The following is an 18,906-nucleotide window of genomic DNA, read 5'->3' as shown; positions in this document are numbered from 1 at the left end:
GTTTATACCCGTGAAGCGGGCCGCACAATGCGATAGACCACAAGCAAAATCAAAGGTTTGCGTTAACGCACCGATTTTATGACAGTTTCTTTGGCGGTGCATGTGACAGTCGCGCTGTGTAATCAGGCTGACCCGGCACGAACCCGGACAGCCCGCCATCGCCCATCGACACCTTTTACCCCTGCGGTTCGTCGACGCCCCCGTAGATATCGGAATCCTTATACAAATCTTGCACATGGCGCACCAGCACCATGATCACCGCGGCGACCGGCAATGCCAGCAGCACACCGGTAAAGCCGAACAGCTCACCCCCGGCCAGAATCGAGAAAATCACCGCCACCGGGTGCAGACCAATCCGGTCACCGACCAGCAACGGCGTCAGCACCATCCCCTCCAGCGCCTGGCCGACCATGAACACCGCGACAATGCCGAGCATCGGGTAAAGATCGCCACCGAACTGGAACAGCCCTGCAATCAGCGCCGCACCGATGCCGATGATAAATCCCATGTACGGCACGATCGCTGCCAGACCGGCAATCAGGCCAATCAGCAAGCCCAGCTCCAGCCCGACCAGCATCAGGCCTGCCGCGTAGATCACCCCCAGGGCCACCATGACCAGCAACTGGCCACGAATGAACGCACCGAGTACTTCATGGCATTCACCCGCCAGCGATACCGCGCGCTCCTCACGATCACGGGGCAGCAGGTTGCGGACCTTGGCCATCATCAGGTCCCAATCGCGCAACAGATAGAAGCTCACCACCGGGATCAACACCAGATTCGCCAGCCAGCCAATCAACGCCAGCCCCGAGGCAGTGGCATGACTCAGTACCACGCCGACAACATCGGAGGTCTGGCTCATGTGTTCGCCGATGGCTGCCTTGAGCCGGTCAAACTTCCAGAAGCCCTCCGACAGGCCGAACTTCGATTGCGCCCAGGGCAACGCCGTGTGCTGCAGCCAGTCGAGCATCTGCGGGGCCAGCTCATACAAACGAAACAGCTGCCGGGCGAGCAACGGCACCAGGACCAACAGCAGCGCGGTGAGGATCAATGTAAACAGGGCAAACACCGCCACTACACCCCAGGTGCGAGACAGTCCCGCCTTCTCCAGTCGATCCACCAGCGGGTCGAACAGATAGGCCAACAGCAGGGCCACCAGGAACGGCGTCAGGATCGGATGCAACAACCAGACAAAAACACAAAGCAGGACCACCCCGCCGAGCCAGAACCAACGCCGCGTATCGGCCATGAACCACTCCATTGCTTTTATATAAAGAGAGAAAAACTACCAGCGAAACCGCAGTTGCGGGGTCGGGGCTGGCGCAGGTGCAGGGGCTGGCACCGCACCACCGGCGGCCGGCTGAACCGGCACTGCCGGCGTCGGTGCCTGAGCCGCTGGCGCTTCCTGCAACCGTGCCAGCGACAGTTGTGCACGCAATTGTTCGGCACTGCCATTGACCCGGTAGACGATCCGGTCGCCGTCGACGCTTTGCACGCGCCCGCCAAATGGCTCCAGCAAGCGCCCAAGGGACGCGTAGTGTTCAAGATTCATGCCTTGCACTTCCAGCAATTGCGCGCTCGAAGCACCGGGCTTGGCGACAAACCGCGGCGCCAGGCGCTCATTGACCGCCAGCATCACCGCATCGGCCACGGCGGCCTGATCGGCGCCCTGCACGCTGCCTGCCTCTTTTTTATCCCCCAGCCACAATTGCCACTTGGCTTGCCACTGCCCGCCCTCCTCCCTGGCGTGTACCGCGAGCAGGGCGTCGGCGTTGTAGCGTTCCGATGCCGCAAGCAACGGTGCGGAATCTGCGCCTTCCAGATTCGGCGCGGTCGCGACGATCTGTTCGTTCAGGTCCGCCAATGGCAAGCGCAATGGCAAGCCCCGGTGCTGGGCAGCCCGACGCAGCGGCGCCGCGCTGGCCTGGCCGTCGCCCACCAGGCTTGAACCCTCGGTGGAATCGTTGAGCCACCAGCCGAGGATCGACGGCCGATTGCCCCCCCACATGGCCAGGCCGGCGCGGCGCAAGGCCTGCTCAGTGGTTCCCGGGTCGAAATCGACTTTCAGGACTTCCGGCGGACCGGCTTCAAAACCGTATTGGCTGATGATCTGTTGCGGATCTTTGCGAATGGCCGCCAGCCCCGGATTCTGAGCAGCCTTGGGGTCACCGGTCAGGCGCAACACCAACGTGTCCAACGCACGTTGAGTCGCCTGGTCACGCTCCTCGGGCGACTGGCCATTCACCGGCTCGCGCACCTGATACAGGCCTTTGACGGTTTCGGCATGACTGACCAGGCTGACCACTGACAAACAACTCACAAGCAAGAATTTACAAAAACGCATGGAAGATTCCTGACGACAAGAGCGGCTGGAACAGACCGCATGAAGACGATCGAGCAAGGCTGTGACCATTGCCCGACGCAAAACATTCACACGTTCCGGGTAAGTTTTCGCACTGTCATAACGATAGACGGTTAATCGCGACATCTTATACAGCCAGGCAGGATGCCACCGACACCGTGCATCAACGGTTTTTTTTAACGGATATGGCCCTGCTGTCGGCCTGAGGATGGCCGCTGCGGCTCAAGCCTGATAAAATCGCGCGCCTTCGCAGACCGGCAACAGCCGGGCACTTTCGAAAATCGCGTGAGGCAATCGCCTTCGTCGATTTCGGCGGCCCCGCTGGACTCGGTCGTTACCCCTGAATCCCCCCTAAAGGCCTGGATCATGAGCAAGCAACCCTCCCTGAGCTACAAGGACGCCGGTGTAGACATCGACGCCGGTGAAGCATTGGTCGAACGCATCAAGAGCGTCGCCAAGCGCACTGCGCGCCCGGAAGTCATGGGCGGCCTGGGCGGTTTCGGCGCCCTCTGCGAAATCCCGGCCGGCTACAAGCAGCCTGTGCTGGTTTCCGGTACTGACGGCGTTGGCACCAAGCTGCGCCTGGCACTGAACCTGAACAAGCACGACAGCATCGGCATCGACCTGGTTGCCATGTGCGTCAACGACCTGGTGGTGTGCGGCGCCGAGCCACTGTTCTTCCTCGACTACTACGCCACCGGCAAACTGAACGTCGACACCGCTGCCCAGGTTGTTACCGGCATCGGCGCTGGCTGCGAACTGTCGGGCTGCTCGCTGGTTGGCGGTGAAACCGCTGAAATGCCGGGCATGTACGAAGGCGAAGACTACGACCTGGCCGGCTTCTGCGTCGGCGTCGTGGAAAAATCCGAAATCATCGACGGTTCCAAGGTTGCTGCCGGCGACGCCCTGCTTGCCCTGCCGTCTTCCGGCCCGCACTCCAACGGCTACTCGCTGATCCGCAAGATCATCGAAGTGTCCGGTGCCGACATCGAAAACACCCAGCTCGACGGCAAGCCGCTGACCGACCTGCTGATGGCCCCGACCCGCATCTACGTGAAGCCGCTGCTCAAGCTGATCAAGGAAACCGGCGCTGTCAAAGCCATGGCCCACATCACCGGTGGCGGCCTGCTGGACAACATCCCGCGCGTTCTGCCAAAAGGCGCGCAGGCTGTGGTTGACGTGGCCAGCTGGACCCGTCCGGCCGTGTTCGACTGGCTGCAAGAGAAAGGCAACGTTGACGAGAACGAAATGCACCGCGTGCTGAACTGCGGCGTGGGCATGGTTATCTGCGTGGCTCAGGAGCACGTTGAAACCGCCCTGAACGTTCTGCGCGAAGCGGGCGAGCAGCCTTGGGTCATCGGCCAGATCTCCACCGCTGCCGAAGGCGCGGCTCAGGTAGAACTGAAGAACCTCAAGGCTCATTGATGTCCCAGACCTGTGATGTGGTGGTGCTGTTGTCCGGCACCGGCAGTAACTTGCAGGCCCTGATCGACAGCACGCGGACCGGCGACAGCCCGGTCCGCATCGCTGCGGTGATTTCCAACCGCGCCGACGCCTACGGCCTGCAACGCGCCAGGGACGCGGGTATCGACACCCGCACCCTGGATCACAAGGCTTTCGAAGGTCGCGAGGCCTTCGATGCCGCGCTGATCGAACTGATCGACGCCTTCAACCCCAAACTCGTGGTACTGGCCGGATTCATGCGCATTCTCAGCGCGGGTTTCGTACGCCACTATCAGGGTCGCCTGCTCAATATCCATCCCTCGCTGCTACCCAAATACAAAGGGTTACACACTCATCAGCGCGCGCTGGAGGCTGGCGACGCCGAGCACGGCTGCTCCGTGCACTTCGTCACCGAGGAACTCGATGGCGGACCACTGGTCGTACAAGCTGTAATACCGGTAGAGTTACAGGATTCACCGCAGAGTCTGGCGCAGCGGGTCCATGTTCAGGAACACCTGATCTACCCGATGGCCGTACGCTGGTTTGCCGAAGGTCGTCTGTCCCTCGGCGAGCAAGGTGCTTTACTGGATGGACAGCTACTCGCGGCCAGCGGCCACTTGATTCGAAACTAGGAGATTTTATGCGTCGCGCCCTGCTCTTCGCTTGCGCTCTGCTCGCTTTGCCCTTCGCTCAGGCGGCAGAACTTCAACCCTTCTCCGCCAGCTACACCGCCGACTGGAAACAGCTCCCCATGAGCGGCACTGCCGAGCGCAGCCTCGAAAAAACCAGCGACGGCAAATGGAAACTGAGTTTCAAGGCATCGATGATGATTGCCAGCCTGTCCGAGGAAAGCACCCTGACCCTGGACAAGGACACGCTGCTTCCGGAGTCGTACCACTTTGAACGTGGCGGCCTGGGCAAGGCCAAGAAATCGGATCTGGATTTCGACTGGAACACCAAGATGATCACCGGCACCGATCGCGGTGACGCCGTCAAGTTGCCCCTCAACCGCGGCATGGTCGACAAGTCCACCTACCAGTTGGCACTGCAGCATGATGTTGCTGCCGGCAAAAAGACCATGAGCTATCAAGTGGTCGATGGCGGTGAAGTCGACACCTATGACTTCCGCGTGCTGGGTTCGGAAAAAGTCGACACCAAGGCCGGTCAGATCGATGCGATCAAGGTTGAGCGCGTGCGCGACCCGACGCAGAGCAAACGCATCACCGTGATGTGGTTCGCCAAGGACTGGGATTACCTGCTGGTCCGCCTGCAACAGGTCGAAACCGACGGCAAGGAGTACAACATCATGCTCCTCGACGGTACGGTCAACGGCAAGACTGTCAAAGGCAGCTGATCCGTTGCTAAACAACAAGCCTCGCTAATGCGGGGCTTTTTTCTGACGGTTTGAAGAGTTAGTCAAGGGTGTACCTCCCCCGACGACCATCCCGTAAAGCCAGGCAAGCGTAGAATGAGGCTGGTGTGCAGTCGTTATCCAACGCCCGCCGGGCTGAATCACGCTATCTGCAGGCCCCCCAGCATGGTACATAAGCCCCGACCAGCCAAACGTCTTGTCTAAAGTTCCCTGCGGAGAAAATCGCGCGCACACTTGCTGGTACATAGGGAATCCAGAATGACCAGCAACAAGCAGCTTATGATTTTTCTGCTCGCGAATGGAAACCCATCTGCCAAGCAACTCCCTTGTCAGAACTGGCTTCCCATCATTAAAAGACGGGTCCGGTTTGCCGTTTTCATCCAGGCCGACCAACAACGCACCCGAGCTAGCGGTGCCGCCAATGCAACGAAGGCGCCCATCCTTCAAAACCAACAGATTGTTCAAGGTGGTTACACCTTGCTCCTCAATTAATACAAAACCCTGATTTCCAAAACTTTCATCCACATCGCCATTAGCTTTAACCCCAACAACAACGCCTTGGCGGCCCAAAAAATCGCCTGCAACAAGAATTCTCCCACTGCTCTGGATTTCAACCTGCACCACGTCGAACATGCCATTGGGATGGGAGAGCTCAACTACACCATCTACCCCAAAGGAAGTATCCCTCTTCCCGTCAGCCAACAATCTGATCAACAGGGTCTTGCTCTCACTGCTTGACCGATATCTGCCACTAACAAGTATCTTTCCATCGGATTGCAGGCACCCTCGTATTTGGTCGATCTGCGACTCCGGGAACTCCTCGAGTACCACTCGACCGAAAACCAGATCCGAGCTTCCATTGGAATTAAATCGCGTCAAGGCCGGCTGGCCAGCTCCAAAACTATTAAAGGAAGCGCCGATCAGCACAATTTTCTTATCAACAGGCTGCAGCAACAGCTGCCCCACACGTGAACTTTTTCCATCTTGAAACCGCCATTTCAACCACCCTTGATTTGCAAAGCTGGTGTCCAGCTTGCCGTTTTTGTCTGCCCGACAGAGACAGAACTCCGGACTTGCATTCATCGCCACCGTCAAAGACTCGGTGTCAGTGTCGGCAATCAGTGAAACGGCTTCGCCTGTGGGTGTCGGCACCTCGAATTTGCCGCCAATTGCAAAAGTAGGATCTAACTCACCATCCACCCTGGTAACTTTATGCGTTGCCATTGCTTCTCTCCTAAAACTGGGAAAAGAACACCTTTCGCTCGGCAATGGCTTACACAACACTCGCCATCCTCTGCCCCATACAGAAAGTGCGTTCAGTCGAGGCGATTCAACCACGCATAACGCACTCCGGCTACTGTCATAAATGACAGTTGGACGAAGATTGAATGTTCACCGACAAGAAAGTGGAACGCGAAACAAAAGGAATGCTCTATAACTTCAACGTCTTTTTTGATCGAATGAATTCCCTACTGCCGAGGTTTCCCATGACCGTCACCGTCAACACCGTTTCTGCCGAAGGCTTTCGCCACAGCGTACAAATCGATGACCATGAACTCTTCGCCGACGTGCCCGTCACGACAGGCGGAGAAGGCACTGCCCCGGAACCGCACGATTATTTCGATGCCGCGCTCGGCGCCTGCAAAGCCCTGACCCTCAAGCTCTATGCGAAGAAGAAGGACATCCCGTTGACCGGTGTCGGCGTCGAGGTCAAGCGCGACAACAGCCTGGAACAGAAAGGCCAATACGCGCTACACGTCAAACTGACCCTCAAGGGCGCACTCAGCGACGCCCAGCGCGACGAGCTGCACCGCGTGGCCGATCGCTGCCCGATCCACAAGCTGATGACCACGTCTGAAGTCAGCATCGAAACGCATTTGTCCGAAGGCGCCTTCAGCCAATAGCGGCAAGGGCTGCGCAAGCGGGTTATGCTCGAACGCATCACCCGCCCAGCCTGGAACGCACCATGACCACTCCGCTCGTGATCCGCCCCCGCACCGAAGACGTCGAAGGCCAGCCAATCCTGCGCCCACTGCCATCCGCCAAGTGCCGCAGCGTCGGACCATTCGTGTTTTTCGATCACATGCTGGAAACCCGTTATGCGCCGGGCAAAGGCATGAATATCCGCCAGCATCCGCACATTGGCCTGTCCACCCTGACCTATCTGTTCCAGGGGCAAATCCAGCACAAGGACAGCCTGGGTTCCGATCAGGTTGTTGATACCGGCGATGTCAGCTGGATGACGGCCGGCAGCGCCATTGCCCACGTCGAACGCACGCCCGAGGCACTCAAGGAGAGCGGCTTCACGATGCACGGCTTGCAGATCTGGCTGGCATCCCCAAAGGATAAAGAACAGGGTCCGGGGCATTACAGCCACCATCCGGCGTCCACCTTGCCGGTCAGCGAAAACCTGGGGGTGAAGATCCGCATGATTGCCGGGTCGGGCTTTTGCCTGGAGTCACCGGTGCCGGTGCTTTCTCCTACGTTGTACGCGGAACTGCACCTGCAAACGGCGACGACATTACTGATTCCCACCGAGCATGAAGAACGTGCGCTGTATGTGTTGAACGGCGAGGTGCAACTGGATGGTGAGCCGCTGGAGCCGCATTCGCTGGTCGTATTGCCTGTCGGGGAAGAGATGACTCTGTTTGCTGAAAGCGACAGTCACGCCGTGTTGTTTGGCGGCGCAGCACTGGACGGGCCACGGCGGATCAACTGGAATTTTGTCGCGAGCGATCCGGCGGCGATTGATGAAGCGCGTCGGCGCTGGGCGGCCGGGGACTGGCCGACGGTGCCGGGGGAAGTTGAGCGGATTGAACTGCCTTAAAGCAAAAGATCGCAGCCTTCGGCAGCTCCTACAGGGAAATGCGTTCTCCTGTAGGAGCTGCCGAAGGCTGCGATCTTTTGATCCTGGGCCAATCAGCCCCTGAACACTTCATCCAGCAGATTGTGCATCGAAGTGAACGCCCGGGCAGCCACCTTGGCGTCATACATCATCATGCCCGGCACATTCGCATGCGGGTCGGTGAACGAGTGAAATGCACCGCCGTAGCTCAGCAACTGCCAGTCCACACCGGCCGCGTTCATTTCATCTTCGAACGCCGGCAACTGCTCCTTCGGCACCAGTGGATCGGAAGCCCCGTGCAGGACCAGGACCTTACCCTTGATGTTTTTCGCGTCGGCCGGATTCGGTGTATCCAGCGTGCCGTGGAAGGAGACCGCGGCCTTCACCGGCGCACCGGTACGGGCAAACTCCAGGGCACAGCAGCCGCCGAAACAGAAACCGTAGGTCGCCAGCTTCGACGTATCGACGGCCGCCTCGCCCTGGCTCTGCAACTGTTCGAACGCCACCTGCATGCGCTTGCGCAGTAACCCACGGTCATTCTTCAACGGCATCATTGCCGCCCCGGCCTCGTCATTGTTCGACGGACGAACCGATTGCCCGTAAAGGTCGGCGATCAGCACCACGTAGCCCTTGGCAGCCACCGACCTGGCGATCTCCTCGGCACCGGCGCTGACGCCCATCCAGTTCGGCGCCATCAACAAACCCGGACGCGGGCCTTTATGGTCGGCATCGAAGGCCAGACGGCTTTCGTAGGCCTGGCCATCGATCTGATAGGCAATGGAACGTACAGTGATCTGGCTCATTTCTGACTCCTGATTGTTGAACACCAGAATGAAAAAACCCGCCGAAGCGGGTTTTTCTACTACACAGTCAAGCGGATAGCTCAACCAACAGTTTGTTCAGACGGCGCACATAGGCCGCCGGATCTTTCAAACTGTCGCCGGCCGCCAGGGCCGCCTGATCGAAGAGGATGTGCGACAGATCGCCGAAGCGCTCGTCGCTCTGCTCGTTGTCGAGCTTCTCGATCAGCGGGTGAGCCGGGTTGAATTCGAATATCGGCTTCGAATCCGGAACCTTCTGACCGCTGGCCTCCAGAATCTGGCGCATCTGCAAGCCCAGGTCCTGCTCACCGATGGCCAGGATCGCTGGCGAATCGGTCAGGCGATGGGACACCCGGACTTCCGCAACGGATTCGCCCAGCGCGGTTTTCAGACGCTCAACCAGACCTTCTTTGGACTTCGCGACTTCTTCCGCGGCCTTCTTGTCCTCTTCCGAGTCCAGGTTGCCGAGGTCCAGGTCACCGCGCGCCACGTCGACGAAGCTCTTGCCGTCGAAGTCGCTGAGGTAGCTCATCAGCCACTCGTCGATGCGGTCGGTCAACAGCAGCACTTCGATGCCTTTCTTGCGGAAGACTTCCAGGTGCGGGCTGTTCTTGACCTGTGCATAGGTTTCGCCGGTCAGGTAGTAGATCTTGTCCTGACCTTCCTTGGCGCGCGCCAGGTACTCGGCCAGGCCGACAACCTGCTCGCCATCGTCGCCATGGGTCGATGCAAAACGCAGCAGACCGGCGATTTTTTCCTTGTTGGCGAAATCTTCTGCCGGGCCTTCTTTCATGACCTGACCGAAGTTTTTCCAGAAGCCCTTGTATTGCTCAGGCTCGTTCTTCGCCAGTTTTTCCAGCATGTCCAGCACACGCTTGGTCAGCGCCGACTTCATGGAGTCGATGATCGGGTCTTTCTGCAGGATTTCCCGCGACACGTTCAGCGACAGGTCGTTGGAGTCGACCACACCCTTGATGAAGCGCAGGTAAAGCGGCAGGAAGGACTCGGCCTGATCCATGACGAATACGCGCTGCACGTACAGCTTCAGGCCTTTCGGCGCTTCACGCTGGTACAGGTCGAACGGAGCACGGGTCGGTACGTAGAGCAGCGAGCTGTACTCCAGCTTGCCTTCGACCTTGTTGTGGCTCCAGCTCAGCGGGTTTTCGAAATCGTGAGCGATGTGCTTGTAGAACTCCTGGTATTCCTCGTCCTTGATCTCGGTACGCGGACGGGTCCACAGAGCGCTGGCGCGGTTGACGGTTTCCCATTCAACGGCCGGTTTCTCTTCGCCTTCGGTGGCTGCCACTTCTTTCGGCAACTCGATCGGCAAGGCGATGTGGTCGGAGTATTTCTTGATGATGTTGCGCAGGCGCCAGCCATCGGCGAACTCGTCTTCACCGGATTTCAGGTGCAGGACGATGCGAGTGCCGCGCTCGGCCTTGTCGATGGTCGCAACTTCGAAGTCACCTTCGCCCTTGGACGACCAGTGCACGCCTTCGCTGGCAGCGCTGCCGGCACGACGGCTGTACACATCAACTTTGTCGGCGACGATGAAGGCGGAGTAGAAACCGACACCGAACTGGCCGATCAGGTGCGAGTCTTTCTTCTGGTCGCCGGTCAGGTGCTTCATGAAATCGGCGGTGCCGGACTTGGCGATGGTACCCAGGTGGGTGATCGCGTCTTCGCGGCTCATGCCGATACCGTTGTCTTCGAGGGTGACGGTTTTAGCGTCCTTGTCGAAGCTCACGCGGATTTTCAGTTCGGCGCCGCCTTCCAGCAGCTCTGGCTTGGCCAGGGCTTCGAAACGTAATTTGTCGACAGCGTCAGAGGCGTTCGAGATCAATTCGCGAAGGAAAATTTCCTTGTTGGAATACAGCGAATGGATCATGAGATGCAGCAGCTGCTTCACCTCGGTCTGGAAGCCCAGGGTTTCCTTTTGAGTTTCCACACTCATGGTCATCAAACTCCAATCAGATGGCATAAGCCGCGACCTTGAGGGTCGGCGGCGGGTTGTCATCAGAGTTTGGGGCTGAGTTCAGGATTTCAAGGGCTCCTCGAGTTTGAAATGTGCACGGGCCGTGGCAATGGGTTCGGCCTCAGTGCTTTGCCAGGCGGTAATCGCCACGTTGGCAACCCGACGACCCTGGCGGCAAACCTGGCATCGGGCCCAGGTGTCGCGAAACTGCCCGGCTCGCAGGTAATCCAGGGAGAAGTCGATGATCTTCGGCACCCCGGGCGATCCGGTAAACACCAGCAGGTGCAGCGCCGCGGCCAATTCCATGAACCCGGCGATCACCCCGCCATGAATCGCCGGCAGCAAAGGGTTACCGATGTTGTCCTTGTTCGCCGGCAGCTTGAACAGCAGCTCATCGCCCACCCGTGAACATTCGACGCCGATCAGCCGGGCATAGGGAATCAAGCCCAGCAGCGAGGCGTAATCACCCTGCTCATGGGCCTTTTGCAATTGATCCTTCAGCGACTCGCTCATTGCGCACCTCCGGCGACGGCGCTACCAAAGCCTTTGATGCCCTTGCCCATGCGCATGAATGTGCCCATCACATGGGCAATGGGTTGCCCGGGATCATCCTGATAGGCGAAGCCACGGGCAAAAATCACGTCGGTGGTGACCCGGTAGCACTGGGCGAAGCCATAGACATCCTTGTGCGGTTCGGCGGCGTGCATGTAGTCGATGCGCAGGTCGAGGGTCGGACAGACTTCGAACTCCGGGAGCACACAGAGCGTCGCCATGCCACAGGCCGTGTCCATCAGCGAGGTCAGCGCCCCACCATGAATCACGCCGGTTTCGGGATTGCCAACGATCTGCGGGCTGTACGGCAGCACAATCGTCAGCCCTTCGCTGCTGGCGCTGTGAACGCTTAGTCCAAGTACCTGACAATGTCGCAGCGCCGACAAAAAGCGCTTCGCTCGCTCAAAAACGGGGTTTTCAGCCATTTGATAAACACTCTTGTTTACGTTCGTGCAATGCGGTGGCAGTCCGGGTAAAAGTTCCGCATTAGAACAAAACTTATATATCTGAAAGAATTAAGGAACTTAACCCTGATGTGTGAGCTCTTAATGCCAGTACATGCTTTTCATCAGGAGAAACACCCCATGCGTAAGACTTTAGCTATTGCCTTGATGTTGACCGCTTCCCTCGGTCTCGCTGCCTGCGATAAAAAATCCGAGGACAAAGCTCAAGAAGCTAACAAACATGCTGAGCAAGCTCAGCAAGACATGAGCAAAGCTCAGGATAAAGTGAACGACGCCGCGAAAGAAAACGCCGAAGCTGCCAAAGCTCAGGCTGAATCGAACGCGGAAGCGGCAAAAGAGGCGGCTCCGGCTGCTCCGGCCACTCCAGCCGCTCCGGAAGCGCCTAAGAACTAATCCGGTTTTTAGCGTGACAAAAGAAAACCCGCCAAGTGCGGGTTTTCTTTTGCCTTCAAAAAAATGCTTAGAGCAAAATCGTTCGAAAAGTCGGACTAATCATCAGCAACAGCGAGCAGATTAATCCCACCAGCCAGACCAGGCTGCGTTGCCAGGCAAGGTCCTTCCAGTAACACACCAGATAAATAACCCGAGTGATCACAAAGATGATCGCGAGCAAATCGATGAGCCAGCCTGCCGTCTGCGTTGTATGCGCCATCAACACACCCACCGCAAACAATATGAAGGCTTCAAAACTATTCTGATGCGCCGCCAGCGCACGGGCACCAAAACCTGTGAGTTGGCCCTGCTGCTGGCGTGGCAGGTGATTGTTGTAACCGCCCTGCTCTTTCATGGCCTTGGTCACAGGCATACGCGCCACGTAAATCAGCACGGCACTGATAAACACACACCAGAACGGAATACTCATCAAGCAGCCTCTTTGATCACCTCGGGCAATGGCGCCTCTGTAGGGGTATAGACCATCACGTCGAGAACGTCGGAGTGAAACTCGCGACGGTACAACACAAATACCACGCCGGCACTCATCAACATGAACAGCCAGGGGCTGACAAACCAGGCCAGCATGGTCATGCCGAAGTAGTAGGAACGCAGCCCGAAGTTGAACTGGTTGGCGGCCATGGAGATGACGCGGGCCGCACGGGAAGCAAACGCCTTGCGCTCCTGCTCCGACACAAGACGCTCGCCCACCATTGGCGCCGACCCCACCAGTACCGCCGCAAAGTTGTACTGGCGCATGCACCAGCTGAACGTGAAGAACGCATAGACAAACACCAGCGCCAGGCACAGCAACTTGATTTCCGACATGCCCTGGGACGCCTGTTGCACCATCGGGATATCCGCCAGCAACGACACCGCCCTTTCCGAAGCCCCCAGCACCGTAAGAATACCGGCCAGGATAATCAACGTACTGGAGGCGAAGAACGAAGCGTTGCGTTCCAGGTTACCGATCACGCTGGCATCGGCGATGCGGTTGTCGCGCAGCAGCATGCGGCGCATCCAGTCTTCACGATAGAGGTGCAGCACACTGGCCAGGCACGCGGTGTCACGGCCTTTCCAGGTGGCATAACGGGTGTACCCGCCCCAGCAGATGACGAACCAGATGGCGGCAAGGATGTGGATCAGGTTGGCTTGGATGAACGACATGCAGGTCCTTGTTTGATTCTGACTTTGGAGAACGCTGTGACAGCGGTTAATTCATTGGCCGGATCTTTCCACGCAGCCACAGGTACAGCTTCGACGTGAGCAAAAGGAAAAAGGCACGCTGCAACGCCACTATGGCAAAGATGCGCTGGATGCCAACAACATCGATGCAGGGAGACTATAAGAAAAAACCCATCAATAGCTGTCATTTCTAACAGCTATCAATGCCGTCCAACGGTGAGTAATTTGAGCGGTCATCCCGTATGAATGTGTGTGTCGGGATTTACTCCATTTACGCAGCGAGTCTAATCATGTCCCACAACAAAAAAGATTCCTTCGAACAGGGCTTTGACCCCGCTTTCGCCAATCGCGGCATGTTCTACGAATTTGCTCCTGGCAGCTCGCCCATGCAAATCCTGGGAGTTCGCACCGACGGAAAAATCCTGCTCGCGGGGTCCGCAAAAGGGGTTCCCACAGAGCCGATGCGACTGCAATTTCAACTTGCTCAACTACTGGAAAATGGTACCCCAGACCCGGATTTCGGAAACAAAGGCATCGTTACAGGACGCTTCAAGGATAATTTCCACGCAGATACAAGCGGCGCCTGCTTACTCAAGGACGGCAAGACCCTGCTCATCGGTACACACTATGGTCAGCTGGCTCAACTGGCCTTTGCCAGATTTCTTGAAGATGGGTCCCTGGACAATACTTTTGGAACTGGGGGCATTTACATTCCTCCTCTTCCAAGTACCTCAAAGCGTCCCAAGACCCCGGCATCCCCCAAGAGTAAGCGCAATGCCCTTCGTCTCGCCATGGCGATAGGACTCAATGATGAAATCATAACGGCAGCCGGAAACAAGGTCAGGCGATATCTGAGCAATGGACATGAGGCTTCCGAGTTCAGTGTGCAACTCCACAATGCCCACGCAGTAGGGGTTACGGCAAATGGAAAAATTACCGTCGCCGGCATAAACCGAGCAAGAAAGGGAACGATTGCTCGCTTCAATGCCAATGGCACTCCAGACCTTGGTTTTGGAGACAAAGGCTATGTAGTTTTCAGTATTGCCGAAGGCAGCAACGCCGCGACACTCGTTTACAGCTTGCTTCTACGCGATGACGGCAGCTTGTTTGTCACCGGTCTGATGGACGCCGACATTTATGATGCGACCGGATCCAAACAACGAGGAATGCTCGCTGCATTCAATAGCAACGGCACCCCCAACCTTATCTTTAACGGCGGTAAACCGGTCGTCACCCAGCTCCCTTCCGGTCAAGCCTGTCGATGGAGGGCCATCACCGCAGCCTCGGCAGACCGACTTGTTGTCGTAGGTTCAACAGGCTTGCAAGGCAGCGAAAGCAGTCTGATTGCACGCTATAAAACAAACGGGGAGCCTGATACCTCATTTGGCGACGGCGGATTCCGGGTAACCGATATCGGATCCGGTCGCGAAGAATGGCTATCAGTGCGGGTTCAGCCCGACCATAAAATATTGGCGTCCGGCGACGGCACATCCAAAACAGATCCTGCAACGCTGGTCCGCTATCGTGAAACATAAGCGCACTTGCCATAAAAAAATGCCCCGTATCGATTGATACGGGGCATTTCTGTTTTTCACAGGCCTGCTTGTGACGGGCCGGTAAAGCTTAAGCCAGCGCTTCTTCGCGCTTGCCCAGCAGACGGTCGCAGACAACGGCAACCACCAGCGTCATCACCGAAGGCACCAGCCAGGCCAGGCCCTGCTCGCTCAGCGGCAGGTGGGCCATTTGCGTCGGCATCCAGTCCGCCAGGCCTGCACCCTTGAGGGCGTCGATCAGGCCGAAGATGAACGACACCAGCATGACCGGGCCGAGGATACGGCCCTGCTCATGCCAGAAGTCCTTGCAGAAGCTCAACGCCACCAGAACGATGCACGGTGGGTAGATCGCAGTGAGCACCGGGATCGAGAACGCAATCAGCTTGGTCAGGCCCAGGTTGGACACCAGCAGCGAGAACACCGCGAGGATGATCACCAGTGTCTTGTAGGACAGCGGCAGCACTCGGCTGAAGTACTCGGCGCAGGCACAGGTCAGGCCGACCGCGGTCACCAGGCACGCCAGGGAAATCAGCACGGCCAGGAAACCACTGCCCAGCGAACCGAAGGTGTGCTGCACGTAAGCGTGCAATACCGCCGCGCCATTGGTCGCGCCAGCGGCCACTTCATGGCTGCCCGAACCGAGACGGAACAGGCTGACGTAAACCAGCGCCAGGCCGACGCCGGCGATCAGGCCGGCGATGATCGCATAACGGGTGATCAGTGCCGGCGACTCGACGCCGCGCGAGCGGATGGCGTTGACGATGACGATGCCGAACACCAGGGCGCCCAGGGTATCCATGGTCAGGTAACCATTGATGAAGCCTTGGGAAAACGGTGCCGCCACGTATTCAGGCGTGGCCTGGCCAATGTCTCCGGCCGGCAGGGCGAATGCTGCAATGCCCAGCACGGCCAGGGCGATGATCTTCAGCGGAGCGAGGAAGCGCCCTACGGTATCCAGCAAGCGGCCTGGGTACAGCGAGATGAAGAACACCAGCAGGAAGTAGACCGAGCTGTACAGGAACAACGCCAGCGGGCTCTCGCCGGTCAGCGGCGCCAGGCCCACTTCGAAGGATACCGTCGCGGTACGTGGCGTCGCGAACAGCGGGCCAACAGCGAGATAGCAGGCGGCTGCCAACAGGCCACCGGCGACTTTACCGATCGGGCTGCTCAAGGCATCCATTGCCCCACCGACCTTGGCCAGCGCCACAACGGTGATCACCGGCAGACCAACGGCCGTGACCAGGAAACCCAGCGCCGCCATCCAGACATTGGGCCCGGACTGCAAACCGACGATAGGCGGGAAGATGATGTTGCCAGCCCCGACGAACAGGGCAAACGTCATAAAACCAAGTGCCAGTATGTCCTGGCCTTTCAACACTTTCATTAAGGAAATACCACACTACTGAATCGGAATTTAGAGAGGGATTTCCCTATGGGTGAGGGAAATGCTGTCGGTCCGTATAAGACCAACCCTTTTAGCGCGTTGGTGCCTTGTGGGCCGCAGACGCAAAAATGGCGCGTAGCCTAACGAATTTGGCCGATAAACGCACTGTTAGAGGGCGAACATTCCGATCTACGACATTTTTGTGTCGCGTTTATGCATGTAAATGGTTGGTGCCTGTAAGTCCGCCTTCGCGAGCAGGCTCGCTCCCACAGGTGGACGCATTCCAATGTGGGAGCGAGCCTGCTCGCGAAGGCGTCAGTTCGATCAACACATATCCCCGAAACGACAAAGGCCACCCGAAGGTGGCCTTTGTTTGGTGAAGCGTCAGTCTAGCGCGAGGCTTACTTGACAGCCCAACCGGTCAGCTCGGCCAGGGCCTTGCCGATGTCTGCCAGCGAACGCACGGTTTTAACGCCTGCGTCTTGCAGAGCAGCGAATTTCTCGTCTGCAGTGCCTTTGCCGCCAGAGATGATTGCGCCAGCATGGCCCATGCGCTTGCCCGGAGGAGCAGTCACACCAGCGATGTAGGAAACAACCGGCTTGGTCACGTGTGCCTTGATGTAGGCAGCCGCTTCTTCTTCAGCCGAACCGCCGATCTCACCGATCATCACGATCGCTTCGGTCTTCGGGTCTTCCTGGAACAGCTTCAGGATGTCGATGAAGTTCGAACCCGGGATCGGGTCACCACCGATGCCGACGCAAGTCGACTGACCGAAACCGGCGTCAGTAGTCTGCTTCACAGCTTCGTAGGTCAGGGTGCCGGAACGGGAAACGATACCGACCTTGCCTGGCAAGTGAATGTGACCTGGCATGATGCCGATCTTGCATTCGCCTGGAGTGATCACGCCTGGGCAGTTAGGGCCGATCAGGGTAACACCCAGCTCGTCGCACTTAACTTTAGCGTCCAGCATGTCCAGGGTAGGAATGCCTTCGGTGATGCAGACGATCAGCTTGATGCCGCCGAAAGCAGCTTCCAGGATCGAGTCCTTGCAGAAAGGAGCCGGAACGTAGATCACGCTGGCGGTGGCGCCAGTGGCCGCTACGGCGTCTTTCACGGTGTTGAACACTGGCAGGCCCAGGTGCTCGGTGCCGCCTTTGCCTGGAGTTACACCACCAACCATCTTGGTGCCGTACTCGATGGCTTGCTGGGTGTGGAAACTACCTTGCGAACCGGTAATACCCTGGCAGATAACTTTGGTGTCTTTATTGATCAGGACGCTCATTATTTGCCCTCCGCAGCTTTGACAACTTGTTGAGCAGCGTCGGTCAGGCTGGTAGCAGCGATGATGTTCAAACCGCTTTCTGCCAGTACTTTAGCGCCCAGCTCAGCGTTGTTGCCTTCAAGGCGAACAACAACCGGGATTTTCACGCCGACTTCTTTCACCGCGCCGATGATGCCTTCGGCAATCATGTCGCAACGAACGATGCCGCCGAAGATGTTGACCAGTACTGCAGCGACGTTAGTGTCGGACAGGATGATCTTGAACGCTTCGGTAACGCGTTCCTTGGTAGCACCGCCGCCCACGTCGAGGAAGTTGGCTGGCTTGCCGCCATGCAGGTTGACGATGTCCATGGTACCCATGGCCAGGCCGGCACCGTTGACCATGCAACCGATGTTGCCTTCCAGCGCTACGTAGTTCAGTTCGAACTTGGCAGCGTGCGCTTCGCGCGGATCGTCCTGCGACGGATCGTGGAAAGTCTTCAGCTTAGGCTGACGGTACATGGCGTTGGCGTCGATGTTGATCTTGGCGTCCAGGCAGTGCAGATCGCCGTCAGCCTTGATCACCAGCGGGTTCACTTCCAGCAGGGCCAGATCGTGATCCTGGAACAGTTTGGCCAGACCTACGAAGATCTTGGCGAACTGGGCAACTTGCTTGCCTTCCAGACCCAGCTGGAATGCCAGCTCGCGACCCTGGAATGGCTGAGCGCCAACCAGTGGATCGATAGTGGCTTTCAGAATTTTTTCTGGAGTGTCGTGAGCGATTTTCTCGATGTCCACGCCACCTTCGGTGGAAGCCATGAACACGATGCGACGGCTCGAACGGTCAACGACAGCGCCCAGGTACAGCTCTTTAGCGATATCAGTGCACGATTCAACCAGGATCTTGGTGACTGGCTGACCATTGGCGTCAGTCTGGTAAGTCACCAGACGCTTGCCCAGCCACTGCTGTGCGAAGGCTTTGGCGTCTTCTTTGTTGCGAACCAGCTTGACGCCGCCCGCTTTACCGCGACCACCGGCGTGGACCTGGGCTTTGACAACCCACTCGCTGCCGCCGATTTTGTCGCAAGCTTCTGCTGCTGCTTCCGGGGTGTCTACCGCGTAACCGGTGGAAACTGGCAGGCCGTACTCAGCGAACAGCTGCTTACCCTGATACTCGTGAAGATTCATGCTTATTACCGTCTTCGTTAGGTACTGCGCATTCGGTGCTGCACTGTTCAGTGCCGCACCACCTGTGAC

19 protein-coding genes are annotated in these 18,906 nt (G+C 58.0%); 7 read left to right on the top strand and 12 right to left on the bottom strand.

Going from position 1 to position 18,906, the window contains the following annotated elements:
* Positions 1–175 precede the first annotated feature (175 nt).
* Together KW838_RS17515 and KW838_RS17510 are read right to left on the bottom strand one after the other, a co-directional pair.
* Positions 176–1,249 carry an AI-2E family transporter gene (locus KW838_RS17515; protein WP_102701791.1) on the bottom strand — a complete coding sequence of 358 codons (1,074 nt, stop codon included), beginning with the start codon at positions 1,247–1,249 and terminating at the stop codon, positions 176–178.
* Between the two features lie 36 nt (positions 1,250–1,285).
* On the bottom strand, positions 1,286–2,344 hold the full coding sequence (locus tag KW838_RS17510; protein WP_218501968.1) for a DUF2066 domain-containing protein: 1,059 nt from the start codon (positions 2,342–2,344) through the stop codon (positions 1,286–1,288).
* A 384-nt stretch (positions 2,345–2,728) separates the two neighbouring features.
* Here KW838_RS17510 and purM point away from each other — a divergent pair, with 384 nt between their 5' ends.
* Genes purM through KW838_RS17495 form a run of 3 tightly spaced genes read left to right on the top strand, consistent with a single transcriptional unit; the run spans position 2,729 to position 5,159 of the window.
* A complete protein-coding gene (purM, locus tag KW838_RS17505) occupies positions 2,729–3,787 on the top strand; it encodes a phosphoribosylformylglycinamidine cyclo-ligase (protein WP_034146362.1) in 1,059 nt (352 codons plus the stop codon).
* A complete protein-coding gene (gene purN, locus KW838_RS17500) occupies positions 3,787–4,437 on the top strand; it encodes a phosphoribosylglycinamide formyltransferase (protein WP_218501964.1) in 651 nt (216 codons plus the stop codon). Before purM ends, purN begins: the two co-directional genes overlap by 1 nt.
* Before the next feature lie 8 nt (positions 4,438–4,445).
* The gene (locus KW838_RS17495; protein WP_218501961.1) at positions 4,446–5,159 is read left to right on the top strand and encodes a DUF3108 domain-containing protein; all 714 of its coding nucleotides are present in this window, start codon (positions 4,446–4,448) and stop codon (positions 5,157–5,159) included.
* A 24-nt stretch (positions 5,160–5,183) separates the two neighbouring features.
* On the opposite strand, the gene KW838_RS17490 is transcribed toward KW838_RS17495, so the two are convergent.
* Positions 5,184–6,401 (bottom strand): delta-60 repeat domain-containing protein, encoded by a 1,218-nt coding sequence (locus KW838_RS17490; protein WP_218501960.1) that lies wholly within the window; start codon positions 6,399–6,401, stop codon positions 5,184–5,186.
* Positions 6,402–6,664: 263 nt separating this feature from the next.
* Here KW838_RS17490 and KW838_RS17485 point away from each other — a divergent pair, with 263 nt between their 5' ends.
* Together KW838_RS17485 and KW838_RS17480 are read left to right on the top strand one after the other, a co-directional pair.
* On the top strand, positions 6,665–7,081 hold the full coding sequence (locus KW838_RS17485; RefSeq protein ID WP_102701802.1) for an OsmC family protein: 417 nt from the start codon (positions 6,665–6,667) through the stop codon (positions 7,079–7,081).
* A gap of 62 nt (positions 7,082–7,143) precedes the next feature.
* Positions 7,144–8,004, top strand: a complete 861-nt coding sequence (locus tag KW838_RS17480) for a pirin family protein (RefSeq protein ID WP_218501959.1) — start codon at positions 7,144–7,146, stop codon at positions 8,002–8,004.
* Between the two features lie 92 nt (positions 8,005–8,096).
* Here KW838_RS17480 and KW838_RS17475 read toward each other — a convergent pair whose 3' ends face one another.
* The 4 genes from KW838_RS17475 to KW838_RS17460 form a co-directional block, all read right to left on the bottom strand.
* Positions 8,097–8,825 carry a dienelactone hydrolase family protein gene (locus tag KW838_RS17475; RefSeq protein ID WP_102701797.1) on the bottom strand — a complete coding sequence of 243 codons (729 nt, stop codon included), beginning with the start codon at positions 8,823–8,825 and terminating at the stop codon, positions 8,097–8,099.
* Positions 8,826–8,892: 67 nt separating this feature from the next.
* On the bottom strand, positions 8,893–10,797 hold the full coding sequence (gene htpG / locus KW838_RS17470) for a molecular chaperone HtpG (RefSeq protein WP_102701803.1): 1,905 nt from the start codon (positions 10,795–10,797) through the stop codon (positions 8,893–8,895).
* A gap of 81 nt (positions 10,798–10,878) precedes the next feature.
* Positions 10,879–11,331, bottom strand: a complete 453-nt coding sequence (locus KW838_RS17465; RefSeq protein WP_102701798.1) for a PaaI family thioesterase — start codon at positions 11,329–11,331, stop codon at positions 10,879–10,881.
* A complete protein-coding gene (locus KW838_RS17460; protein ID WP_218501958.1) occupies positions 11,328–11,795 on the bottom strand; it encodes a PaaI family thioesterase in 468 nt (155 codons plus the stop codon). Before KW838_RS17460 ends, KW838_RS17465 begins: the two co-directional genes overlap by 4 nt.
* A gap of 159 nt (positions 11,796–11,954) precedes the next feature.
* On the opposite strand from KW838_RS17460, the gene KW838_RS17455 reads away from it, so the two are divergent.
* Positions 11,955–12,227 (top strand): hypothetical protein, encoded by a 273-nt coding sequence (locus tag KW838_RS17455; protein ID WP_007977522.1) that lies wholly within the window; start codon positions 11,955–11,957, stop codon positions 12,225–12,227.
* A 67-nt stretch (positions 12,228–12,294) separates the two neighbouring features.
* On the opposite strand, the gene KW838_RS17450 is transcribed toward KW838_RS17455, so the two are convergent.
* Together KW838_RS17450 and KW838_RS17445 are read right to left on the bottom strand one after the other, a co-directional pair.
* Positions 12,295–12,696 carry an MAPEG family protein gene (locus tag KW838_RS17450; RefSeq protein ID WP_095963895.1) on the bottom strand — a complete coding sequence of 134 codons (402 nt, stop codon included), beginning with the start codon at positions 12,694–12,696 and terminating at the stop codon, positions 12,295–12,297.
* Positions 12,696–13,433: a DUF599 domain-containing protein gene (locus KW838_RS17445; protein ID WP_007977519.1), complete on the bottom strand. Its 738-nt coding sequence runs from the start codon at positions 13,431–13,433 to the stop codon at positions 12,696–12,698. Before KW838_RS17445 ends, KW838_RS17450 begins: the two co-directional genes overlap by 1 nt.
* Before the next feature lie 308 nt (positions 13,434–13,741).
* Between KW838_RS17445 and KW838_RS17440 the strand changes: the two genes are divergently transcribed.
* A complete protein-coding gene (locus KW838_RS17440) occupies positions 13,742–14,986 on the top strand; it encodes a hypothetical protein (RefSeq protein WP_158248460.1) in 1,245 nt (414 codons plus the stop codon).
* Between the two features lie 88 nt (positions 14,987–15,074).
* On the opposite strand, the gene brnQ is transcribed toward KW838_RS17440, so the two are convergent.
* The 3 genes from brnQ to sucC all read right to left on the bottom strand — a co-directional run bounded on the left by brnQ (position 15,075) and on the right by sucC (position 18,837).
* Positions 15,075–16,388, bottom strand: coding sequence for a branched-chain amino acid transport system II carrier protein (gene brnQ / locus KW838_RS17435; protein WP_102701801.1), 1,314 nt, complete (start codon positions 16,386–16,388; stop codon positions 15,075–15,077).
* Between the two features lie 401 nt (positions 16,389–16,789).
* Positions 16,790–17,671, bottom strand: a complete 882-nt coding sequence (gene sucD, locus KW838_RS17430) for a succinate--CoA ligase subunit alpha (RefSeq protein ID WP_003223019.1) — start codon at positions 17,669–17,671, stop codon at positions 16,790–16,792.
* Entirely contained in the window at positions 17,671–18,837 is a 1,167-nt protein-coding gene (sucC, locus tag KW838_RS17425; protein ID WP_003223015.1) for an ADP-forming succinate--CoA ligase subunit beta, read from the bottom strand. The genes sucD and sucC overlap by 1 nt, the downstream gene beginning before the upstream one ends.
* Between the last annotated feature and the right edge of the window lie 69 nt (positions 18,838–18,906).

It is taken from the genome of Pseudomonas sp. PDM27, assembly GCF_019219205.1.
In the GTDB taxonomy this organism is placed as follows: domain Bacteria; phylum Pseudomonadota; class Gammaproteobacteria; order Pseudomonadales; family Pseudomonadaceae; genus Aquipseudomonas; species Aquipseudomonas laurylsulfatiphila.
This window is presented reverse-complemented; position numbering and strand designations above follow the sequence as displayed.